This is a genomic window from Vibrio cyclitrophicus, from assembly GCA_023206055.1.
Taxonomy (GTDB): Bacteria; Pseudomonadota; Gammaproteobacteria; order Enterobacterales; family Vibrionaceae; genus Vibrio; species Vibrio cyclitrophicus_A.
Map to the genome: position 1 here is coordinate 206747 of CP065367.1, position 19115 is coordinate 225861.

19 protein-coding genes and 2 pseudogenes are annotated in these 19115 nt (G+C 42.9%); 9 read left to right on the forward strand and 12 right to left on the reverse strand.

Annotated elements, in window-relative coordinates:
- Window positions 1-226 precede the first annotated feature (226 nt).
- From ITG09_16785 to ITG09_16800, 4 genes are all read left to right on the forward strand, one after another.
- Window positions 227-703 (forward strand): GNAT family N-acetyltransferase, encoded by a 477-nt coding sequence (locus tag ITG09_16785; protein ID UPR54612.1) that lies wholly within the window; start codon window positions 227-229, stop codon window positions 701-703.
- A 458-nt stretch (window positions 704-1161) separates the two neighbouring features.
- Window positions 1162-2399 (forward strand): IS3 family transposase gene (locus tag ITG09_16790; protein ID UPR54613.1). Its coding sequence is split into 2 segments (ribosomal slippage): window positions 1162-1534 and window positions 1534-2399, totalling 1239 coding nucleotides; the frame shifts between segments, so codons are not numbered across the junction.
- Between the two features lie 130 nt (window positions 2400-2529).
- Complete coding sequence (locus tag ITG09_16795) at window positions 2530-2823, forward strand: hypothetical protein (protein ID UPR54614.1); 294 nt, start codon at window positions 2530-2532, stop codon at window positions 2821-2823.
- 14 nt (window positions 2824-2837) lie between these two features.
- Window positions 2838-2930 (forward strand): DUF3265 domain-containing protein, encoded by a 93-nt coding sequence (locus ITG09_16800; GenBank protein ID UPR54615.1) that lies wholly within the window; start codon window positions 2838-2840, stop codon window positions 2928-2930.
- Window positions 2931-2948: 18 nt separating this feature from the next.
- Here ITG09_16800 and ITG09_16805 read toward each other — a convergent pair whose 3' ends face one another.
- Both ITG09_16805 and ITG09_16810 read right to left on the reverse strand, forming a co-directional pair.
- Window positions 2949-3239 (reverse strand): type II toxin-antitoxin system RelE/ParE family toxin, encoded by a 291-nt coding sequence (locus ITG09_16805; protein ID UPR54616.1) that lies wholly within the window; start codon window positions 3237-3239, stop codon window positions 2949-2951.
- Window positions 3229-3477 carry a type II toxin-antitoxin system Phd/YefM family antitoxin gene (locus ITG09_16810; GenBank protein UPR54617.1) on the reverse strand — a complete coding sequence of 83 codons (249 nt, stop codon included), beginning with the start codon at window positions 3475-3477 and terminating at the stop codon, window positions 3229-3231. The genes ITG09_16805 and ITG09_16810 overlap by 11 nt, the downstream gene beginning before the upstream one ends.
- 74 nt (window positions 3478-3551) lie before the next feature.
- Between ITG09_16810 and ITG09_16815 the strand changes: the two genes are divergently transcribed.
- Together ITG09_16815 and ITG09_16820 are read left to right on the forward strand one after the other, a co-directional pair.
- Window positions 3552-3620 carry a DUF3265 domain-containing protein gene (locus ITG09_16815; GenBank protein ID UPR55196.1) on the forward strand — a complete coding sequence of 23 codons (69 nt, stop codon included), beginning with the start codon at window positions 3552-3554 and terminating at the stop codon, window positions 3618-3620.
- A gap of 49 nt (window positions 3621-3669) precedes the next feature.
- Window positions 3670-4344, forward strand: coding sequence for a hypothetical protein (locus ITG09_16820; GenBank protein ID UPR54618.1), 675 nt, complete (start codon window positions 3670-3672; stop codon window positions 4342-4344).
- 355 nt (window positions 4345-4699) lie between these two features.
- On the opposite strand, the pseudogene ITG09_16825 reads toward ITG09_16820, so the two are convergent.
- Window positions 4700-5379 (reverse strand): annotated as a pseudogene (locus tag ITG09_16825) (IS110 family transposase).
- 91 nt (window positions 5380-5470) lie between these two features.
- Here ITG09_16825 and ITG09_16830 point away from each other — a divergent pair.
- The 3 genes from ITG09_16830 (at window position 5471) to ITG09_16840 (ending at window position 7479) form a co-directional block, all read left to right on the forward strand.
- On the forward strand, window positions 5471-6103 hold the full coding sequence (locus tag ITG09_16830; protein UPR54619.1) for a sel1 repeat family protein: 633 nt from the start codon (window positions 5471-5473) through the stop codon (window positions 6101-6103).
- Between the two features lie 141 nt (window positions 6104-6244).
- Window positions 6245-6847, forward strand: a complete 603-nt coding sequence (locus tag ITG09_16835; GenBank protein UPR54620.1) for a DUF922 domain-containing protein — start codon at window positions 6245-6247, stop codon at window positions 6845-6847.
- Between the two features lie 149 nt (window positions 6848-6996).
- The gene (locus ITG09_16840; GenBank protein UPR54621.1) at window positions 6997-7479 is read left to right on the forward strand and encodes a MazG-related protein; all 483 of its coding nucleotides are present in this window, start codon (window positions 6997-6999) and stop codon (window positions 7477-7479) included.
- Between the two features lie 56 nt (window positions 7480-7535).
- Here the strand turns inward: ITG09_16840 and ITG09_16845 are convergent, their stop codons facing one another.
- The 9 genes and pseudogenes from ITG09_16845 to rbsD form a co-directional block, all read right to left on the reverse strand.
- Window positions 7536-7934 carry a hypothetical protein gene (locus ITG09_16845; GenBank protein ID UPR54622.1) on the reverse strand — a complete coding sequence of 133 codons (399 nt, stop codon included), beginning with the start codon at window positions 7932-7934 and terminating at the stop codon, window positions 7536-7538.
- A gap of 114 nt (window positions 7935-8048) precedes the next feature.
- A pseudogene (locus ITG09_16850) lies at window positions 8049-9603 on the reverse strand (cyclic diguanylate phosphodiesterase).
- 427 nt (window positions 9604-10030) lie between these two features.
- The gene (locus ITG09_16855) at window positions 10031-12490 is read right to left on the reverse strand and encodes a CHASE3 domain-containing protein (GenBank protein UPR54623.1); all 2460 of its coding nucleotides are present in this window, start codon (window positions 12488-12490) and stop codon (window positions 10031-10033) included.
- Between the two features lie 245 nt (window positions 12491-12735).
- Window positions 12736-13737: a substrate-binding domain-containing protein gene (locus ITG09_16860; protein ID UPR54624.1), complete on the reverse strand. Its 1002-nt coding sequence runs from the start codon at window positions 13735-13737 to the stop codon at window positions 12736-12738.
- A gap of 152 nt (window positions 13738-13889) precedes the next feature.
- On the reverse strand, window positions 13890-14816 hold the full coding sequence (gene rbsK / locus ITG09_16865) for a ribokinase (GenBank protein ID UPR54625.1): 927 nt from the start codon (window positions 14814-14816) through the stop codon (window positions 13890-13892).
- Between the two features lie 192 nt (window positions 14817-15008).
- Window positions 15009-15887, reverse strand: coding sequence for a ribose ABC transporter substrate-binding protein RbsB (gene rbsB / locus ITG09_16870; protein UPR54626.1), 879 nt, complete (start codon window positions 15885-15887; stop codon window positions 15009-15011).
- 127 nt (window positions 15888-16014) lie between these two features.
- Window positions 16015-17001 carry a ribose ABC transporter permease gene (gene rbsC, locus ITG09_16875; protein UPR54627.1) on the reverse strand — a complete coding sequence of 329 codons (987 nt, stop codon included), beginning with the start codon at window positions 16999-17001 and terminating at the stop codon, window positions 16015-16017.
- Window positions 16998-18503 carry a ribose ABC transporter ATP-binding protein RbsA gene (gene rbsA, locus ITG09_16880; protein ID UPR54628.1) on the reverse strand — a complete coding sequence of 502 codons (1506 nt, stop codon included), beginning with the start codon at window positions 18501-18503 and terminating at the stop codon, window positions 16998-17000. Before rbsA ends, rbsC begins: the two co-directional genes overlap by 4 nt.
- Window positions 18504-18603: 100 nt before the next feature.
- Complete coding sequence (gene rbsD, locus ITG09_16885; GenBank protein ID UPR54629.1) at window positions 18604-19023, reverse strand: D-ribose pyranase; 420 nt, start codon at window positions 19021-19023, stop codon at window positions 18604-18606.
- Between the last annotated feature and the right edge of the window lie 92 nt (window positions 19024-19115).

Sequence of the window (19115 nt, forward strand, 5' to 3'; positions counted from 1 at the left end):
ATGACGACTAACTCACACATTGGGTCACTTTCTACATTTTGCCGAGACTATATGGAATTTTTCTGCTTTTTGTCATGTTTGAGAGAGAAGTAAGCAAGTAAAGTGCTGTTATTAAATGGGTTATTAGACAGATCCTGAACGGTGTAGATTATTAGACAGAATTGTTTCAGGGACAAAATGCAGAATTATTCTGTCTAATATAGCTGTTATAACCTTTGAGGAAAAAATGGAACTGAGAGCATTCGGAAAGGAAGATTACGAGCTACTTATTGGCTGGATTGACTCGGATAAATTGAACTACCTATGGGGTGGTCCAAGGTTCCAGCTTCCTTTGGATTTCGAACAAATTAGTCGACATTGCTCTCAGCCTGAAGTGCTTCCTTTTATCTTTGTCGTTTCAGGGGAAAGCGCTGGTTATGTTGAACTCTTCAAAGTAGCTGAATCCCATTTCCGAATCTGTCGCGTATTTGTATCAAATAACTTTCGTGGTCGGGGTATTTCTAAGCAAATGCTAGGTCAGTTAATCGAGCTAGCAAAAGAAAAATACACAATTAGCGTATTGTCGCTTGCCGTATTTGAGCAAAATACAGTGGCTAGAAACTGCTATGAGTCATTGGGTTTTTCAGTAACCTCATATGAAGTTGGCACTAGGTCATTTGAAGGTGAAGAGTGGGGTCTTCTACATATGGAAAAACGGTTATAACAAAGCGTTTAAGACGGATTCCCAACGCTTGGCATTTTCGGCTTACTTTGGGTTAAGTGTTTATGTCACAATGGTTTAGGTAGGGTGGTAGCGTTGCTCACCACTTAACGCGGCGTTATAACGCAATGGAGAGATAAGCGAGTTGTTCAAGTTTTTTGAAAGTGATCGTTACATTATGTGGGTATGTGTAGTTGCCATATTTTTGAGTGGCTCTGCATTCTCTTTAGTTTTCTTAGGCACTGATTTATTGGCAGTGTTAGGTGCATTGGCGAATGTCGCAACTATCTTTGGTACATTGTTTGCGGTAACAGCATTTCTGCGTTGGAAACGAGATCGGCATGCCAACGAGATGCATGATCAACTTATGGAGTTAGCAAAAGCAGTAAGTAATAGCAATGGGCTACTTTATCTAATTCCCTGTCCCGTCCTGAAATGTGTTTACACATTGAGGACGAATTATGACTACTTCAAATAATACCTACGTTAAGCGCACTCAGCGTGATTACACACTAGGCTTTAAATTACAGGTCGTCGCCGCTGTAGAAAGAGGCGATATGACATATAAACAAGCCCAAACCATTTATGGTATCCAAGGCCGCTCAACCGTTTTAACCTGGCTTCGAAAGCACGGTAAGATGAATTGGGCGCAAAATCCAAGGATCAATGCCATGCACAAATCACCTAAACCTGAAGAATCACCTGCACAGAAAATAAAACGTCTTGAGAAAGAGTTAGAAGACGAAAAAATCAAGAATCTCTTTTTAAATAGAGTAGTTGATATTCTTGATGCTGAGCACGGAACCAGTCTCAGAAAAAAGTATCTAGCCAAGGAGCAAGAAGCCTTCAAAAGCAGGAAGGACTAAGTTTAGTTCGAGTATGTAAGCTATGCGGGATAACGAGACAAAGCGTTTATCAACGAGAAAAGCGAGCTGTTAATCGCCAGTTGGAACTTAAACCCATCAAACAAATGGTGTTGGATATTAGACGTTATATGCCTCGGGTAGGTACTAGAAAACTCTACTTTTTACTAAAGCCAAAGTTGCAAGCACAGGGTATAAAGCTAGGTCGAGATGCGCTTTTCAAATACTTAAGAGATGAACGATTATTGGTAAGACCTAAACGTAGTTTTACAAAAACGACCAACAGTAGACATTGGATGAAGAAACACCCGAACTTATTAAAGGATTACCAACCATGTAGTCCAGAGAGTGTGTTGGTGAGTGATATAACCTATGTCCAATCAGATGAAGGAGTTCACTATCTCTCATTGGTAACTGATGCGTTTAGTCGGAAAATTATGGGCTACGAGCTGAGCAACGAAATGAAGGCGACGGATGTTGTGAAAGCGCTAGATATGGCTGTTAAGGGACGTCAATATCATTGTTCGTGTATCCATCACTCTGATCGTGGTCTCCAGTACTGCTCAGGTGTTTATCAAGATAAGTTGAAAAGTAGCGGCATAATCCCCTCGATGACAGACGGTTATGACTGCTACCAAAATGCATTAGCAGAGAGAGTAAATGGAATACTGAAACAAGAGTTCTTACTTGATAAGTGTAGAAACCTCGGAGAGCTTAAACAACTAGTAAAAGAGTCTATAAGTACCTATAACAACATGAGGCCGCACCTTAGCCTTAGGATGAAAACTCCAAATGAGGTGCATGAAAAAAGCCAACAGCTGGCGCTATTGGCTTAGTAGAAATACTGTCAACGTATTTTAGGACGAGACACCCATTTCACTTAATCAGAAAAGTAGGGAACGGTTCTCTGGGGCTGCACGTCAGATATTAGATACTTATTATCAACTGTCTTCATTTGAACGAAGCTTGTTCCTTTACACAACAAAGCGTGAACTTACTTTTTCAAGTTTAGGTTGTCCATATACAGCAAAAACACTTGATCACTTTTCAAAACTTATCGGCTTAATTTCTATGCGAGAACAACGCGAAATTGGGGAGCAAGCCGACTATGTAGTTGAGTGGTATGATGCAGTGCTTTCAACAGATAAAGATAAACAGTTTATTGATCAACATATTAAAACATTGACTAATCAACTACCGCATTTACATACAGTTGCACACGAGCTTAAATCTATAGATGTGTCAAAAATTGCGTTATAACAAATTGTTCAAGAGTGATTCGGCACGCGTGGCATTTTTACTATGCGTTGGTTTTAGTGATTAAGGTGGTATGCGGGAGCTTCGGCATTGCGTGCCTCACACCTTAACAAGGCGTTATACCGCAATCAATCATCTAACCTTTTCATCGCTTTACGGTAAACATCGCTACGTTCGCGTTTTCCGACTGCTAAGACGGTTACAATGATGACATCGTCTTCAACTTTGTAGACGAGACGGTAGCCCGATTGGCGAAGCTTAATCTTATACATGTTGTCAGCTCCAGAGAGTTTTGAAGCCGGAACATGCGGGTTATCTAAGCGCTCGATTAGCTTTTTCTTAAATTGTTGTTGAAGCGTTGAGCCAAGCTTTTTCCACTCTTTGAGTGCGCTCTTTTTAAAGTCGAGTTTATAGGTCATCAATATTTACCGAAATGCTCTCTTCAGATTCACGCTCTTTCGCAATAGTTAGTAGTTCAAGATCTTCGAGTCTGTCCATCATCATTTCGTACGCTTCGGCTGGTACGCAATAAAATGCTGGCTCATTTCGGTTCAGTACAGCAACAGGTTCACCGTAAGCACTAGTTGCAACTTTCATAGGGTTAGCTTTCAACTCAGTAATGCTTGCAGCAACATCGGCTAAAATTCTAGCGGTCATATAATAGGTCTCTTAAGTGGTCTTTGTTTTGGTCATTTTAGCCTCAACCAAGCGGTATAACAAGTTGCTTAAGAGTGATTCGCAACGCGTGGCATTTTTACTATGCGTTGGTTTATGTGTTTAAGGTATTATGCGGAGGCTAAGGTATTGCTTTGCTCACACCTTAGCAAGGCGTTAGGCTTTAGGAGAAATATGCAAGATATCTGGTTGGTGATTTCAAAATGGGACTGGAGTGGGATCGTACAAGCTGGTTTGGGGCTACTTACTGTTGTTGTTGCTTATTGTGCTCTTTCTTCATGGAAAATTCAGCAAAAATCAGCGCAAGTAAACACTTTATTTGATGAGTTAATTACTGAAGTAAATGAATTTATTCGTCATTCTGTAGTACCTGCACAGATTGTGAAATTTAGCCATATTCGGTTTGAGTCACATAAAGACTACATTGAACTAGACAAGTCACTCCCTCATCCTGAGGTCGTTTATGTAATAAATGAGTTTGGCAATGACTTATCAAAACAGTTAATTGCGGCTCTTGAGCCATGTGGTCAGAATTCGAGTCGTATAAAATCTTTGCTTGTTCGCATCCAACTTCATCAACCGATTGGTTTCGAAGATTGTATTCACGCATGTAATTACATTGTTTGGCAACATGACAGAATGCAAGCATTCGCTATGACTTTGGGTAGCCCACATATGAACTGGGAAAACCCAATGGTAGCTAAAAGTGTTGAAAATTCATTAGCCATAACGGCAGAAAACATCGAAGAACACATCAATGGAAATTATGGTAACTTACTAAAATATATTACAAAAACCTACGGCGTCATCTACAAAAAGCCTAACAAAGCATTTAAGAGTGATTCCTAACGCTTGGCATTTTTGCTTCGTCTTTGGGTTCAGTGTTTACAGTGGTATAGTTGAGTTTCGTGGTCGCGTTACTCACACCTTAATGTGGCTACATGGATTCCCCGGGTTGTCAAACATCCGCTAAACTTATGTTGATGGGTTTTGGACTGCCGCTCTACATTCGGCCTACTTATCAACGATTCGCATACGTCGTGGCCCTGATGACTTTACGCGACTGCGGTGCCTTATTCGTTAGATGACATCTAGTGTGTCCGCCGCATTAACAGGCTCTCCGCAAGTGGTCTTAACCTATCTCCATCATTAGCGTCTGCAATGACCCGGTGGGTTTAACTCTTTATGCTGCTTAGGTTTCTACTTAAGCAGCATAGTTTTCATATTCGGTTTGATTGTGTAAAAGCGACCATATAATTCGTGCGTTCTTCGCGGCAAGTGCCACTATCGCTCGGTTCATTCCTCTTCGTTCTAAAACGCCTCGACACCACTGACTTAGCTTATCTTGCTTGTCGCCAAGGTTGGCAATCACGGTTCTTGCGCCGTGAACTAATAGTTTTCGTAAGTATTTGTCGCCGTGTTTGGTTATCCGGCCTAAGCGAGGCTTTCCTCCTGTCGAATATTGCTTTGGTACTAAGCCTAGCCAAGCAGAGAAATCGCGACTTTTATCAAATTGAGAGCCATTACCTATCGAAGCAAGTATCGCTGTTGCAGTTTGCGGCCCGATACCTCGAACCTTCATTACTCGTTGAACATTAGCGCTGACCTTAGCAAAAGAATCGAAGACTTGCTCAGTATCGGCGATACGTTGATTCAATTCTCCAAGGTGGTATAAGCATCAGCAATCACTGTTCTTGCCTAATAATGTGCACCACCACACGCTTCAACGCCTATACGCATGAGTGACATATTTGCTATTGTAGTCAGTAGCTTAGAGTGAGTTACCGACTTATGAAGTATGACCTTACCATTTTGGTCTACGGCATGAAGACTAAAGTGGTTTTTGGCTAGGTCGATACTGCAGAAATAAGAATAATCAGACATGGTGCCTCCGATGCATTTAAGTACCACATAAGTGTGGCAGATCCTCGGGAGGGGGAATCCATGTCATTCGTTAGGTTTATAAATTGGAGTAATGATGGAATCCATAACAAAAACAATAATTTTCATTGGACTACTGTGTGCTTTAAGCGGTTGTGGAGTCAGTACCAAAGTTAAAAAGTCCCCGTACAGTTTAGATTTTTTTAACAGTAGTTTTTATCGTGGTTACACTGTTTTGGTAGAAGAACAAAGTTGCATTAACGCTATTGAGTATTTTAGAACAGGTCTCGATAACTACGAATATGTAGAAATATCGACGCTATATTATGATTACTGCATCGAATCAGATGAATCAGAAGTCAGTAATTATTTTGTATCCAGTTTAAGTATACTGAATGGAGATAGTGATAATTGGCGTAGCAATGGCTTATCTGATGATGAATTTACGTGGATAAATAGCATGTCGGAGCAAGGTGGTACAGTAGAGCAATTTGCCATCGGAAAAATGTATTTAAATGGATACATTTTAGAAAAGAATAAAGAAAATGCATTGTACTTTATAGCTTTGTCTGCGATAGGTGGATATGGTCGGGCGCAAATGGAATTAGCTATGATACTGATGGAAATTGGAGAGCAGCAGAATGCTCTTCTTTGGTTAGAGGAAGCATCTAAAAGTGGCTATCCTAGAGCCAAAGAAATGTTGGAAGGCATGAGGTTGATATTATAAACCATACAAACGCTTTAAGACGGACTCACAACGCTCGGCGGTTTTGGTTTGAATCGGCTTTTGTGTTTACGGTGTAATAATTTAGTGTCGTGGTAGCGTTGCTCACCACTTAAGCGGGCGCTATATGCTTCAAGGAAGATGATGAAAAAAATAGTACTTTCAATATGTTGCTTAATGGCGTCCAGTCAGGCTGATGCTGACGTCAAGGTGGATTTTCCCTTCCAGAAAAAGTTTGAAGTGTATGAGGTTAGCGGGGATAGTGTTGAAGAAATTGAACGCTCATTTAACGCTAGACCTGAGTTTCTCGTAAATGAAGGCTTTGACGGGTACACCGCGTGGAAATATGACTTCAATACCAATGATGAAACTTGCGAAATTAATGAATTTCAGCTGAAAGTTACCTATACACTTCCGAAGTTCGAAATGTCTAAGACTTCAGTTGAATCAGCGGAGGAGTTTCGCCCATATCTAGAAAAGCTCTATCGACATGAGCAGATTCATTGTGCTCTTGCAGTTAAGTCGATGCATGAAATTTATTTAGCTTTCAAAGGTGGGCAGCGCGGAGAGTGCAGTAGTGCTAATGATAGAGTCACTGAACTTGAAAGTTACTTAGTGGAAAGTAATGCGCTGTTTGACGTTTATACATCGCATGGAGAAATTGAATTAGCAGAGTCTCCATTTGGTGAGGAGCCTTACTTAAAAATATGCGAAATACCTTTCGTGCCAATGTCACCACGCATATAACAAAGCGTTCATGACAGACTCCCAAAGCTCGGCATTTTCAGTTTGGGTTAGCTTTAGTGTTTAAGGTGGCAAGGTTTTTGGTCAGGTGGTCGCGTTGTTCACCACTTAATGCGTTATGGCACAGGGCAAAATTCAGCTAAGGGAACTAGATGAGTGAAAAAGTGAAAGTAGCCTTGAAGTGGCTGAAAGAATTCTTGGATGCAGAAAGCATTGAGTACCAAATTGTAGGTGGACTGGCTGCAACTATTCATGGTGGCAGTCGTGAAATTGCAGATATCGACCTTTATATCCACAACTCTGACGCAAGCAAGATACTGGCTCACGTATCTCAATTTATATCTAAACCGTTAACTCGTTATACTGAATACGGTTGGGATCTAGAGTATTTCCAGTTGGTTTATCAAAATCAAAAAATTGAAATCGGTTTATCTCAAAATACAAAGATACAATCGGCTTTAGACGGTTCATGGTACCAGCTTGAAATTGATTATTCAGCGTCAGTTGAAAAAGACTATCAAGGTATTATATTGCCAGTAATCCCTGTTCGTCACTTAGTCGAGTACAAGCAAATCTTGGGTAGGGAAGTCGATCTAATTGACATACAAGAACTAACGTCGAGTTCAGCGCCATAATAAACGTTTAAGAATCAAAGAAACCACAAAGGGCGCCAATAACGGCGCCCTTTGTGTTAGTTGGAAACGCTGTAAGTGTCGTAGTCACGCAGTAAGAAGAGTGCGATACAAGCTGCGAGCATTGGCCAAGAAGCGAAGAATAGAAGGTTGTTGAACGGGTCCATGTATTTTCCAAAAGAAGAAAAGGTTGAGCCTGCATGAAGGACTAAAATGGCACCATAGGTGTATTTTTTCCACATACCTACGACGAATGCGCCTAAAAATCCGAGCTGCGCGACACCCATAGCCATCATCGTATTATTCGAGATGTCGATGCCGTAAAAGCCAGACAGTACCTTTGTAGCGTGCTCTGGCACCAGAATCTTATCTAAGCCCCAGAACAAGAAGACGATAAAAATGCCGATTCTCAGCAGTAGTAGGCTAGTCGCCAGTTTGGTTTGAAGTGTCTTTTCCATGATATCCCTTGTGATGCATTCAATGATGCGATGATTTAAATGTCCATCAAAGGAGACCCATAGCCTTCGCGTTTTCTTTCACTGTTTTTCAGAGGCTTATGTAACAGGAAATGTCTAGTTGGTTTGTTCCTCAACGTTATCGGACTCAAAATGCTGTTGCTTGAGTAAGCTGATAGTCAGGTTTATCGGCATCGGCTTATAAAAATAGAAGCCTTGGATATAGTCGACCCCTAGCTTAGATAAGATTTTCACTTGGGATTCGTACTCGACACCTTCGACGATGACTTGCATGCCTAAGGTGCGTGATAGTTGAAGCATGGATTCTAGCAGAGGGAGACCAAAGCTGGATTCGTCGGATATGTTTTTCACGAACACGCGATCAATTTTGAGAATGCTGAACGGGAACTGTCTTACGAAATCTAACCCTGCGTAGCCTGTACCAAAATCATCAATCGCGACTCTTACGCCCATGTTCGATAGCTTGGTTAGGTTGTCTCTAATTTTGACCATGTCGGCATCAGAACATTCACCATCTTCGGTTACTTCAAATACCACCTGCTTGAGAATCTCAGGGTGTCTTTTAAAGATGCTGATCACCTTGTTAGAGAAGTTACTGTTGGACACAACGTTGCGGCTGATGTTAACGCTGATGTACTTTGAGTCGAACACATCTTGATTGCTTTTCAACGTCATTAATACTTTGCGTAGCACGAAGTAGGTGAGCTCCTCGATCAAGCCTAAGCTTTCAGCAAGCGGAATGAAAATAGCAGGGGAGACGTTACCTTCAATTGGGTCGTTCCATCGTAATAGTGACTCACAGCCGACGATCTCGTTGGTGTTTTGGTTAACGATAGGCTGCATGTGAACATGAAGGTGCTGGTTTTTTAGCGCACTTGAAAGCGAATATTCTAAGCTGCGTTGGCTCTGCTTTTTATGTTTGATGGAAAGGAGAATAATGGTGGTGATTCCGGCCATCAAAAAGCCAAACCATAAATAGCTCAACATGAAATGAAGATAAAACTGATACCCAATGTATGAGGTGATGGTCAACGGGTAACTGTTTGATTGTATACGCACCTTGGCGATTGATGAGTCGATATCGGTAGGGTGGATATCTCTTTTGATCACTTCAACTTTAGCCATGTATTCCATGGCTGTTAAGGTTTTTTTCAACAAGGTCATAGATGAAATGTGGCGGAATCATCAGGCTCACTCCGGCATCTTCTTTGTTTGAGAAAATGAGCATGATGGACTGAACTTGCGTGATGGCCGAGTTGGAATACGACAGGGTCGTTAAATTCGGGTCGTCGTTGAGTCGCTGCCTAATGGTGCTGTATAGGCGAAATGAAACGTCACCATCGGTGGTTGAACAGTAAAACTGGTTCTGTTTATTGAATACCGCTGCTTCTTTTACCCAATCGGCTTCAAAAACGTTTTGTCGAAGCTGTCTAACGATCTCGTCGCAAGACTGTTTAGGTCTCACTTCAGATAAAAAACGGTCGAATCTTGATTGGATGCCTTCTAACCTGGTTTCGACTAACCTTGATGTGTCTTCGGTTAACGTTTGGTGGTGATACGGTGTAAAAGGAATGAGCATTGCCATGGAAAATAAGAAAGAAATGGCAAAGTAAAATGAAGTCTTGGCAAAATTTTGGTACTTGATATCCATAGTTGGAGAAGCGTAACCGATTTATGTGAGCATTCGATTTAATTTATAAAGTTAACGATTACGTATCAATAGAGATAATAAATAGTGTGAATGTGCGCATGAATTATTGATAAATATAATGTGTTTTCTGTTTTTACCAGCAAAATCTGAGTGTTATCTCGTTTATTTGAGTTGGCCGATGAAGGTGTTGTTGATTGTGAAAATGCGATGAATACTATACCTAACAAGGATTCGATTTTGAATAATGTCAGCATTACGCTTATTCAGCTTGAAGTTGAATACAAAAACAAACAAAAGCATTGGTATGGAAGATGAGATGCAGCAAATCACCGCTCTGTTAAACCGTTAGAATGAAGGCTAGCGCGGTATAAGATCGAAAAACGCAAGGTGATTAAGCCTTGCGTTTTAGTTTGGGAACGAAGTGTGCTTAAGCTTGATCGTTCATTGGATTACGATGCTCGACTGAATGGGCGTTTTTCATACGTTGAGCTTGATGGATATTGACCATAAGGCGATTGAGCAGTTTTTGGAGTAACTCAATATCAGGCAGTTGTTGATTTTTTGCCTGTACCTCTAGCTCCAATGCCTGTTTAGAGAGCATGTTAAGGCCTAAGTTTAGCGACATGCCTTTAATGGAGTGCAGGGTGCGGCAAAGTGGCTCCAACTCCTTCGCTAAATAGTATTCGATGACGCGGTCAACCGACTGTTCGAACTCAATAATGGTTGAGTCAATGAGTAAGCTGAACCCTTCCGTATCGTCTTTGAGTATTTGTATCACTTCTGAATGGCTGATCTCTTCTTCCGTTAACCTTAATGTTTCAATAGGCTTACGATGAAGCTCGACAATATTTTCATTCTCACTCGAACCTTCGGCTGCTGTTTGTTTTGGTAATCGACTTGAGAACTGTTGTAGGGCGTCGAAAAAACTCTCTTGCTGTAGAGGTTTAGTCAGAATATGGTCGACACCTGCCTGAATAAAGTTGTCATGAGCCTCGCGGAATACATCGGCCGTGTAAGCGAAGATCAAGGTATCGAGTTTCAGTTTTTCGCGGATGTACTTAGTTGTCTCGACCCCGTTCATTTCAGGCATATGATTGTCCATCAAGATAAGGTCATATTGAGTGGTTTTGAGACGTTCAATCGCCAATTTTCCGTTCTCCGCATGATCGACTCTATGGCCAAGTTTTTCACAGAAGCCTTGTGCAACAATTGCATTAATACGGTTATCTTCCACCAAAAGGATGTTTAAAGAGTCACAACTGAGAGTTTCTACATCAACTACATGGATAGCGATGTCCTTAGCTTTGCTTTCTTGCCATGTCATAGGTAGAGATACTTGGAATTTTGTGCCAAGCCCGACAGCACTGGTTAATGTGATATCCCCATTCATGAGTTTGACTAAGTTCTTGACGATTGCGAGGCCAAGCCCTGTTCCGCCAAACTTTCTTGTTGTCGAAGTGTCTGCTTGTTCGAACGAATTGAATACTTGCTCGTGCTTATCTTTAGGAATGCCAACTCCGGTGTCTGTTACGGTGAGAATCAGCTGGTTGTTGGGGCGGTTGAGGTCAGCTTGTATGGAGACATGACCTTCTTTGGTGAACTTGGTCGCATTGCCGCCTAAGTTGAACATGATTTGGCGTAGCCTTGCACAGTCACCGACGAGTTGGATGTTTTTTGGTAAGTTATTTTCGATCAACAAGCGAATGCCTTTTTCATCTGCTAAGGGTTTTAGTGCGCTGCATACAGGTTGCATGACTTGAACAAAATTAAAAGGTGCCACGTCAAGCTCAAGCTTGTTTTCTTCGACTTTTGAGAAGTCCAGAATGTCGTTGAGTATCGTCATTAAGTGGTGACCAGAATCGAGAATGATGTTGATGTTCTCTTTTGTCTCTGGTTCTTGGGTTTGGCTTGCAATGATCTGAGATATACCAAGAACGCCGTTCATTGGTGTTCTGATCTCGTGGCTCATGGTAGACAGAAAATCGCCCTTAGCTTTTACTGCGGCTTCTGCTTTGGTTCGTTCAGCGATTAGCTCCTGGTTTTTCGCTCGCATTTCATTGTCGTTTTTTACCAGGTTTGTTGCCATTGTTTGAAAGCTATGACTAAGGTGAGCAACTTCGTCTTGAGCGTTAATGTTTGAGCTAAGTTTGAGGGTCGATGCCCCTTCTTTTAAATGGCCGGCAGCAACTTTGTTTGCGGCTGCGAGCAGTATGTCTATTCTTCGTTTAATACGGTTTGATGACCATGCTGCCACAAGCAATGAGATAAATGCTGAAAACAGGGTACCGATAACCAGTACGTAAGTAGTTTGGTTGGCGGAGTTAACGGATTTATCGACTCTGACTCTGATCAGTTGCTGTTCAATATCGATAAATTGAGCTATCTCTTTACGGATTTTATCGATCAGTTGTTTTCCGGTTTGCTGTTGAGTGAGGTAGACGACACTTTGCATGTCCGCTTCGCCTTTATTGACGAGGTTGCGTTGCATGATCTCTTTCTCACCCGATTCCTTTAGCCATGTCTTATGAATATCATCGATTTTTTTGAGGCGTTCAACTTGAGAGGGGCTGTCACTTACTTGAGTTGCGAGGTTTTGCATTTTTTGGCGCCAAACATCTAGTGCTAGATGATAGGGCTCTAAAAATACGGAATCGCCAGTGATTAGATAGCCACGTTGTCCGGTTTCCATATCCACAACTAGGTTGAGTAGTTCCTGAGCTCGGGCTATGGCTTTGTGAGTGTGAACAACCCAATGGTTATCTTTCACAATAGATTGAGTGTTTTCATACACAGAGAAAGAGACGATGACCATCAAAGTTATGGGAATTAAAAAACTCACCAATAGCTTTTTTTGTAGGGATATATTGTCAAACCAACCCACGATCATACAACTACGCTCTCCATGCCTGTGCCGTTTATTATTAGTGTAGATGATAATTAGTCATTACGTGTGTAAGTAGTTGCTAAGCGCGTGAATGCGTATTTTTGCGAGTGAGTGCAGTTAAAAAGAGGCGATCAATGTTCTTAAATGCGAGATTTTTGTTCTGAAAGCATAAGTGTAGAGGGCAGATATCTTGAGAACAAAAAAGCTAACTGGTTCAGCTAGCTTCTGTGTGGAAATGTTTATTGCCGCTAAATCGCTTTTACGCTGCTTCGTTCAACAAGAGTCGGTTCCAGCTCAACCACCTGCGGGTAAGCGTCTGGCGTTTGTAACCTGCTCAAAAGTGTATCCACAGCCGCTTTACCCAAACGGTGTTTTGGCTGGTGGACAGTGCTTAATGCGGGTGTCATGTACTTCGACAGATGGATGTCATCGTAGCCAATGATAGATAGGTCATTCGGAATCGAAGTACCATCTTGAGCCGCAGCGTGAATCACGCCCATTGCCATCATATCGTTACTGACGAATAAGGCAGACGGCATTTCGCCTCGAGTTTTCAGAGCCTGATAAGAGTCAAATCCACCGTCACATTCAAAGTTGGATTCAACAATCCACTTAGGGTTGATCTCTAAATTCGCTTCTTCCATTGCTTGCTTGAAGCCTTGATAACGAGACGAAGCTTGATTGCGATGCAGAGGGCCGGTGATACAACCAATCTGAGAGTGACCGTTGTCTATCAAATGCTTGGTCGCCATGTAGCCACCTTGATGCGAGTTGTCTTGGATCTTATCACTCGCAAACAACATAGGGCCCCAGTCCATTGCCACAACAGGCAGTTCTGGGTAGCGCTCGAATACATCGATATGTTCGCCTTCAAGGGTAGAGCACATCAGCATTAAGCCATCGACACGTTTTTGTAGCAAAGTATCGATAGAGGACTTCATGCGTTCGCTATCACCTTCGGTGTTACATAAGATAAGGTTATAGCCTTTCTCATAGCAACGACGTTCCACACCTTTTACGACTTCACCAAAGAATGGGTTGGTGGATGTGGTCACTAGCATTCCCAAGGTTTTGGTTTGTTTCATTTTCAAGCTACGAGCTAGTGCAGAAGGCGCGTAGTTGAGTTCTTTAGCCGCACTGTTAACACGCTCAGCTATCTCTTCACTGACAAAACGTGACTTGTTGATCACATGGCTAACGGTTGAAGTTGAAACCTTTGCGAGCCGTGCGACGTCTTTCATTGTTGCCATAAAAAATCCTTGTGGGAGTAACTTGCCACGTTGCGCGATATTCTGCCTGAAAACAGGGGCTTATGCTTGTTATTTGTTGTTAGCGAATTTGAAGGGCAAAATCCGTTAACCACGGTTTAGCTCAGGAGTTAAGCCTTCAAATAGGTATCAAGCTAAACAGGCAGTTGCTCTGCCAAAAACACATCGGTTTCAGAACGGCTTGGAATGGATGTTTGAGCACCAAAGCGAGTCACTGAAATTGCAGCCGCAGCGTGAGCAAACTTAATCGCACGCTCTAGTGGCATATCTTCAAGCAAGCCTGTCACTAATGCGCCATTGAAGGTATCACCCGCAGCGGTTGTGTCTGTCGCTTTAACTTGGAAGCCAGCGATTAACTCTCCCTCCCCATTTTTACTCACCCAAACGCCTTTGGCGCCTAGTGTGATCATCACCGTTTCAATGCCTTTCGCATGTAAAGCCAATGCTGCAGTATGAGCCGATTCGTTGTCCGTTACTGTAATACCAGTTAGCACTTCCGCTTCTGTTTCGTTGGGTGTAATCACATCAACACAAGCCAATAACGCATCTGAGAGTGGACGAGCCGGGGCTGGATTTAAGATAACTTTAGTGCCATTTTCTTTTGCAATTTTCGCTGCGTATTCAATGCCTTCGATTGGCGTTTCAAGTTGAGTTAACAAATACTTAGCGTCGCGAATTTTAGCCAAATGCGGTTCTATTTGGTCGCAAGTCAATTTGTTGTTTGCTTCAGCCGATAGACAAATACTGTTTTCACCCGTTGCCGATACTTGAATCATAGCGATGCCGGTAGGGGTGTTGTCTGCAACAATAACACCATCGATGTTGATGCCATCTTTAGCAAAGTCTTGACGAATGTTGATGCCAAATGGGTCGTCACCAACACACGCGATAAAGCCAATATCTGCGTTTAATCGCGCTGCAGCTACCGCTTGGTTTGCGCCCTTTCCGCCAGGGATGACCTGATAGTTACCGCCAATCAAGGTTTCACCCGGACGAGGGAACGAAGGAACTTGCAGTACGTGGTCAGCGTTAACGCTGCCTAAAACAATCAGTTGAGTCATGATACGAGCCTTATGATATATCGTATTTGAAAATGCATGGGTCTTTCTCATTACGTTAATTACACGCCTTTTTAGACGACTTATTGAGAAACAGCGATGCACTGTCTGGGTTGGGTAAATAAGGCAGGGATAGGGGAATCCCTGCCTATGTGTCGCTCTATTTTTTCTTTATTTAATCGATGTTGGATTCAATTATTTAGCAACAATTTTTAGAGGTACTGGTACGTACTCGTCTACTGTTTCGCCTTTCAGTACTTTGTCTGCCATTTCGATACCTAGAGAACCGATTAGGTCAGGCTGTTGTGCAACCGTTGCACCAAGTAGACCACGATTAACAGCAGCAATACCATCGTCAGTGCCATCAAAGCCAACGATCATTACGTCTTTACCTGAAGCTTGAACTGCGCGAAGTGCACCCAGTGCCATTTCATCGTTCTGAGCGAATACTGCTTGTACGTCTGGGTTAGCTGCAAGCAAGTTTTCCATTACGTTCAGACCTTTAGTACGGTCGAAATCAGCTGGTTGGCTTGCAAGAAGTTCAAGGTCGCTGCCGTTTACTGCATTCATGAAGCCTTCACCACGTTCACGAGCTGCTGAAGTACCGGCGATACCTTCCAGTTGGATTACTTTCGCTTTTTCGCCCACTTTTTCCATGATGTAGTGACCCGCCATTTCACCGCCGATTACGTTATCAGAAGCAATGTGGCTCACTACGTCACCACGGCTTGCACCACGGTCTAGTGTTAATACTGGGATGTCTGAGCGGTTAGCAATACGAATAGCGTTAGACACAGCGTCTGAATCCGTTGGGTTAATCAGGATTGCTTTAACACCACGAATGGTTAGATCTTCAATGTTCGAAAGCTCTTTGCTTGGGTCGTTTTGAGAATCAAGAACGATAAGCTTGTAGCCTAGCTCTTCCGCTTTCGCTTCTGCGCCATCTTTCATGGTTACGAAGAATGGGTTGTTCAATGTAGACAGAACGATTGCCATTGTATCTTGCGCCTGTGCAGACACAGATACCGTTGTAGAAAGAAGAGCAGCAGAAATAAGAGTCGCTAATTTTTTCATGGTGTAAGTCCTTTGTGTAGGGTGAGCTAGGAGGTGAGTCCTAGCTCGTAGTTACATTATTTATAGATTCTAATATTTAAAGGTAAAACAGGGTGTTACTTGTATTAACCTAGAGTGTGAATAGGTTTTATTTGTTTTTGTTGTCGACCAATACCGCCAGAAGAATAACCACTGCTTTTGCAATCATCTGGTAGTAAGAAGATACGTCTAATAGGTTTAGGGCGTTGTTTAGGAAGCCGATAATCAGAGCACCAATCAATGTGCCCATGATGCGACCACGACCGCCGGCTAAGCTTGTGCCGCCAAGAACTACGGCTGCGATGGCGTCTAATTCATAACCCATACCTGCAGTAGGTTGAGCTGATGACAAACGAGATGCCACGATGGTGCCAGCTACTGCTGCTAGTAGACCACAGATTGCGTAAACGCCGATTTTCACTTTGTCTACGTCGATGCCTGATAGGCGAGTTGCTGATTCGTTGCCACCAAGAGCGTAAACGTAGCGACCAAAGCGAGTGTGGTTAAGTAGGTACCATACCGCTGCGAATACCACGACCATGATCCATACTGGAACTGGGATGCCCATTGCGTAGCCTGTACCGAACCAAGCGAATGCGTCTGCTGTGTCTGTGAAGCCAGTTGAGATAGGACGACCATCTGTGTAAACCATGGTTACGCCGCGAAGTAGGGTCATAGTCACAAGTGTTGCGATGAAGGCTTGAACCTTACCTTTAGCGATAATCACACCACTGATAGCTCCTAATGCTGCACCTGCTACAAGAGCGGTTGGCACTGCGATCATCACTGGGATCTCTAGACCAATCATGCTGGCTGCGAACGCACCACAAAGTGCAAGTACAGAGCCGACACTCAAGTCGATACCCGCGGTTAAGATAACCAGCGTCATACCCACAGCGATAATTGCGTTAACCGAGGTTTGGCGCAGAATGTTCAGGATGTTGTCGACAGTAAAGAAGTTCGGGTTTAAGAAAGAAACGACAACAATCAGGAAGATCAAAGCAATCAATGACTTTTGATCAATCAGCCACTCTTTGCTGATTAACGGTTTTTTCTTTGGAGCTTCAGTTGTTTTGCTCATGGTTTTAGTACTCATGCTGCGTCCTCGTTGATCTTTTTACCGACCGCACACGCCAGTAATAATTCTTGGTTTGCTTCTTTAGCATCAAATTCACCGCTTACACGGCCTTCATGCATCACCATGATGCGGTCACTCATTCCTAACACTTCTGGCATTTCAGATGAGACTAAAATAATGCTCATGCCGTCGGCTTTAAATTTATTAATGAGTTGGTAAATTTCTTTCTTAGCACCGACATCGACACCACGAGTGGGTTCATCGAGAATCAGTACTTTGGGTTTGGTCATCAAGCCTTTAGCGATAGCCACTTTCTGTTGGTTACCACCAGAAAGGTTGCCAATGATTTGTTCGCGAGTCGGGGTCTTGATGTTGAACAGCTTGATGAAGTCATCAACCGCCATTACTTCGTCTTTGTGTTGGATTTGACCTTTCTTAGTCAGTAGGTCAAGTGAACATAAAGACATGTTTTCTTTTACTGAAAGCCCTAGAACCAAGCCATCGCCTTTACGGTCTTCAGAGATGTATGCAATGCCATTGGCAAGGCCATCTTTTGGACTAACAGGGTTAATGGTTTTGTTTTCTAAGTTGATGACACCGCGCTCACTCGGAAGGGCACCGTAAATCACTTTCATCAATTCAGTACGACCTGCACCCATCAAGCCAGATACACCCAGGATTTCGCCGCGCTTTAGGGTAAAGCTCACGTCGTGAACACCAGAACCCGTCAGGCCAATCACTTCAAGGCAGGTTTCACCGTGGCTTTGGCCGATACGTGGATATTGTTCGTCCAACTTACGGCCAACCATCATTTCGATTAGGCCATCTTCATCGGTGTCTTTTACTTCACACTGGCCAATGAATTTACCGTCACGAAGCACGGTGATGTCATCACAAATCTCGAAGATCTCTTTCAAGCGGTGAGAGATGTAAACAATGCCGCAGCCTTCAGAACGCAGCTCGTTAATCACCTTAAATAGCGACTCAGTTTCGGTATCGGTTAGTGCGTCCGTTGGCTCATCCATGATGATGACCTTAGATTCAAACGATAGGGCTTTCGCGATCTCTACCATTTGTTGCTCACCAAGGCTTAACTGACCTAAAAGTGTTTTCGAGCTGTGTTTTACATTAAGACGTTTAAGTAGCTTGTCCGCTTCTTGGTACATTTCGTTCCACAAGATGCGACCCATAGTCCCTGTGATTTCACGACCTAAGAAGATGTTCTCGGCGATGGTTAGCTCTGGAATTAGGTTCAATTCTTGGTGAATGATACTAATACCAGCTTGTTGTGAATCACGAGGTCCTTTAAATGCTGCTGGTTTACCTTGGTAGGCGATAGTGCCGCCATCCAAGTGGTAAATGCCGGTAAGCACTTTCATGAGCGTTGATTTACCTGCACCGTTTTCACCCATTAACGCCATTACGCGTCCTGGGTAAACGTTGAGGCTTGCCTTATCCAGTGCTTTCACACCAGGGAAGGCTTTCTCAATTGAGCTAAGTTCTAAAATGGCTTGAGTCATGTCGGTTCCTTTACTCGGGGCCAGTTGTATTTGATTGTTCTGTATATGTACTGTTTTTGGTTCAGTGATGACACTGGACTGTCGTTGCGTTCCGCTTGAGCTAAAACGTTACGCCAGCTTGAAAAATAACATTTGCGTATGGTGTGCATTCACCCGTGCGAATTACCGCGCGGCTTTCATGCGTGCGCTCTTTGAATTCTTCATGAGTAATGTAAGTAATCGAAAGCGATTTGCCACAACGTGCTTCTTCTGTCTTGATCAAATCAATCAGCGCGGCGTGGTGCTCTGGGCTTACTTTCGCAAACTCTTCTGCAATCACAACGCCTTCGATTTGAGATTCATCCAGCATGGTTTTTACCGTTTGCTGAAAGCTTGGTACACCATGAGTCAGAGCAAGATCAATACGAGTTACGTGGTCTGGAATCGGTAAGCCTGCGTCACAAATCGTAATTTCATCTGTGTGGCCAAGAGTCGCCACTAGGTAAGAGAGTTCAGAGTTTATTAGAGTACTTTTTTTCATATCACGACCTATCGAAAAATAACGTTTGATGGGTTGAGAACAACTCAAGAAAAAGCCATCGAAACGTTTCGATAGTGATAATAGTGTCTGAT

Bases quoted from the DNA above. Each gene is read 5' to 3' on its own strand.
- ITG09_16835 (UPR54620.1), top strand. From the start codon at position 6,245: ATGAAAAAAATAGTACTTTCAATATGTTGCTTAATGGCGTCCAGTCAG.
- ITG09_16830 (UPR54619.1), top strand. From the start codon at position 5,471: ATGATGGAATCCATAACAAAAACAATAATTTTCATTGGACTACTGTGT.
- ITG09_16840 (UPR54621.1), top strand. From the start codon at position 6,997: ATGAGTGAAAAAGTGAAAGTAGCCTTGAAGTGGCTGAAAGAATTCTTG.
- rbsD (UPR54629.1), bottom strand. From the start codon at position 19,023: ATGAAAAAAAGTACTCTAATAAACTCTGAACTCTCTTACCTAGTGGCG.
- ITG09_16855 (UPR54623.1), bottom strand. From the start codon at position 12,490: ATGATCGTGGGTTGGTTTGACAATATATCCCTACAAAAAAAGCTATTG.
- rbsA (UPR54628.1), bottom strand. From the start codon at position 18,503: ATGACTCAAGCCATTTTAGAACTTAGCTCAATTGAGAAAGCCTTCCCT.
- ITG09_16845 (UPR54622.1), bottom strand. From the start codon at position 7,934: ATGGAAAAGACACTTCAAACCAAACTGGCGACTAGCCTACTACTGCTG.
- ITG09_16820 (UPR54618.1), top strand. From the start codon at position 3,670: ATGCAAGATATCTGGTTGGTGATTTCAAAATGGGACTGGAGTGGGATC.
- rbsK (UPR54625.1), bottom strand. From the start codon at position 14,816: ATGACTCAACTGATTGTTTTAGGCAGCGTTAACGCTGACCACGTACTG.
- ITG09_16785 (UPR54612.1), top strand. From the start codon at position 227: ATGGAACTGAGAGCATTCGGAAAGGAAGATTACGAGCTACTTATTGGC.
- ITG09_16810 (UPR54617.1), bottom strand. From the start codon at position 3,477: ATGACCGCTAGAATTTTAGCCGATGTTGCTGCAAGCATTACTGAGTTG.
- rbsC (UPR54627.1), bottom strand. From the start codon at position 17,001: ATGAGTACTAAAACCATGAGCAAAACAACTGAAGCTCCAAAGAAAAAA.
- rbsB (UPR54626.1), bottom strand. From the start codon at position 15,887: ATGAAAAAATTAGCGACTCTTATTTCTGCTGCTCTTCTTTCTACAACG.
- ITG09_16805 (UPR54616.1), bottom strand. From the start codon at position 3,239: ATGACCTATAAACTCGACTTTAAAAAGAGCGCACTCAAAGAGTGGAAA.
- ITG09_16860 (UPR54624.1), bottom strand. From the start codon at position 13,737: ATGGCAACAATGAAAGACGTCGCACGGCTCGCAAAGGTTTCAACTTCA.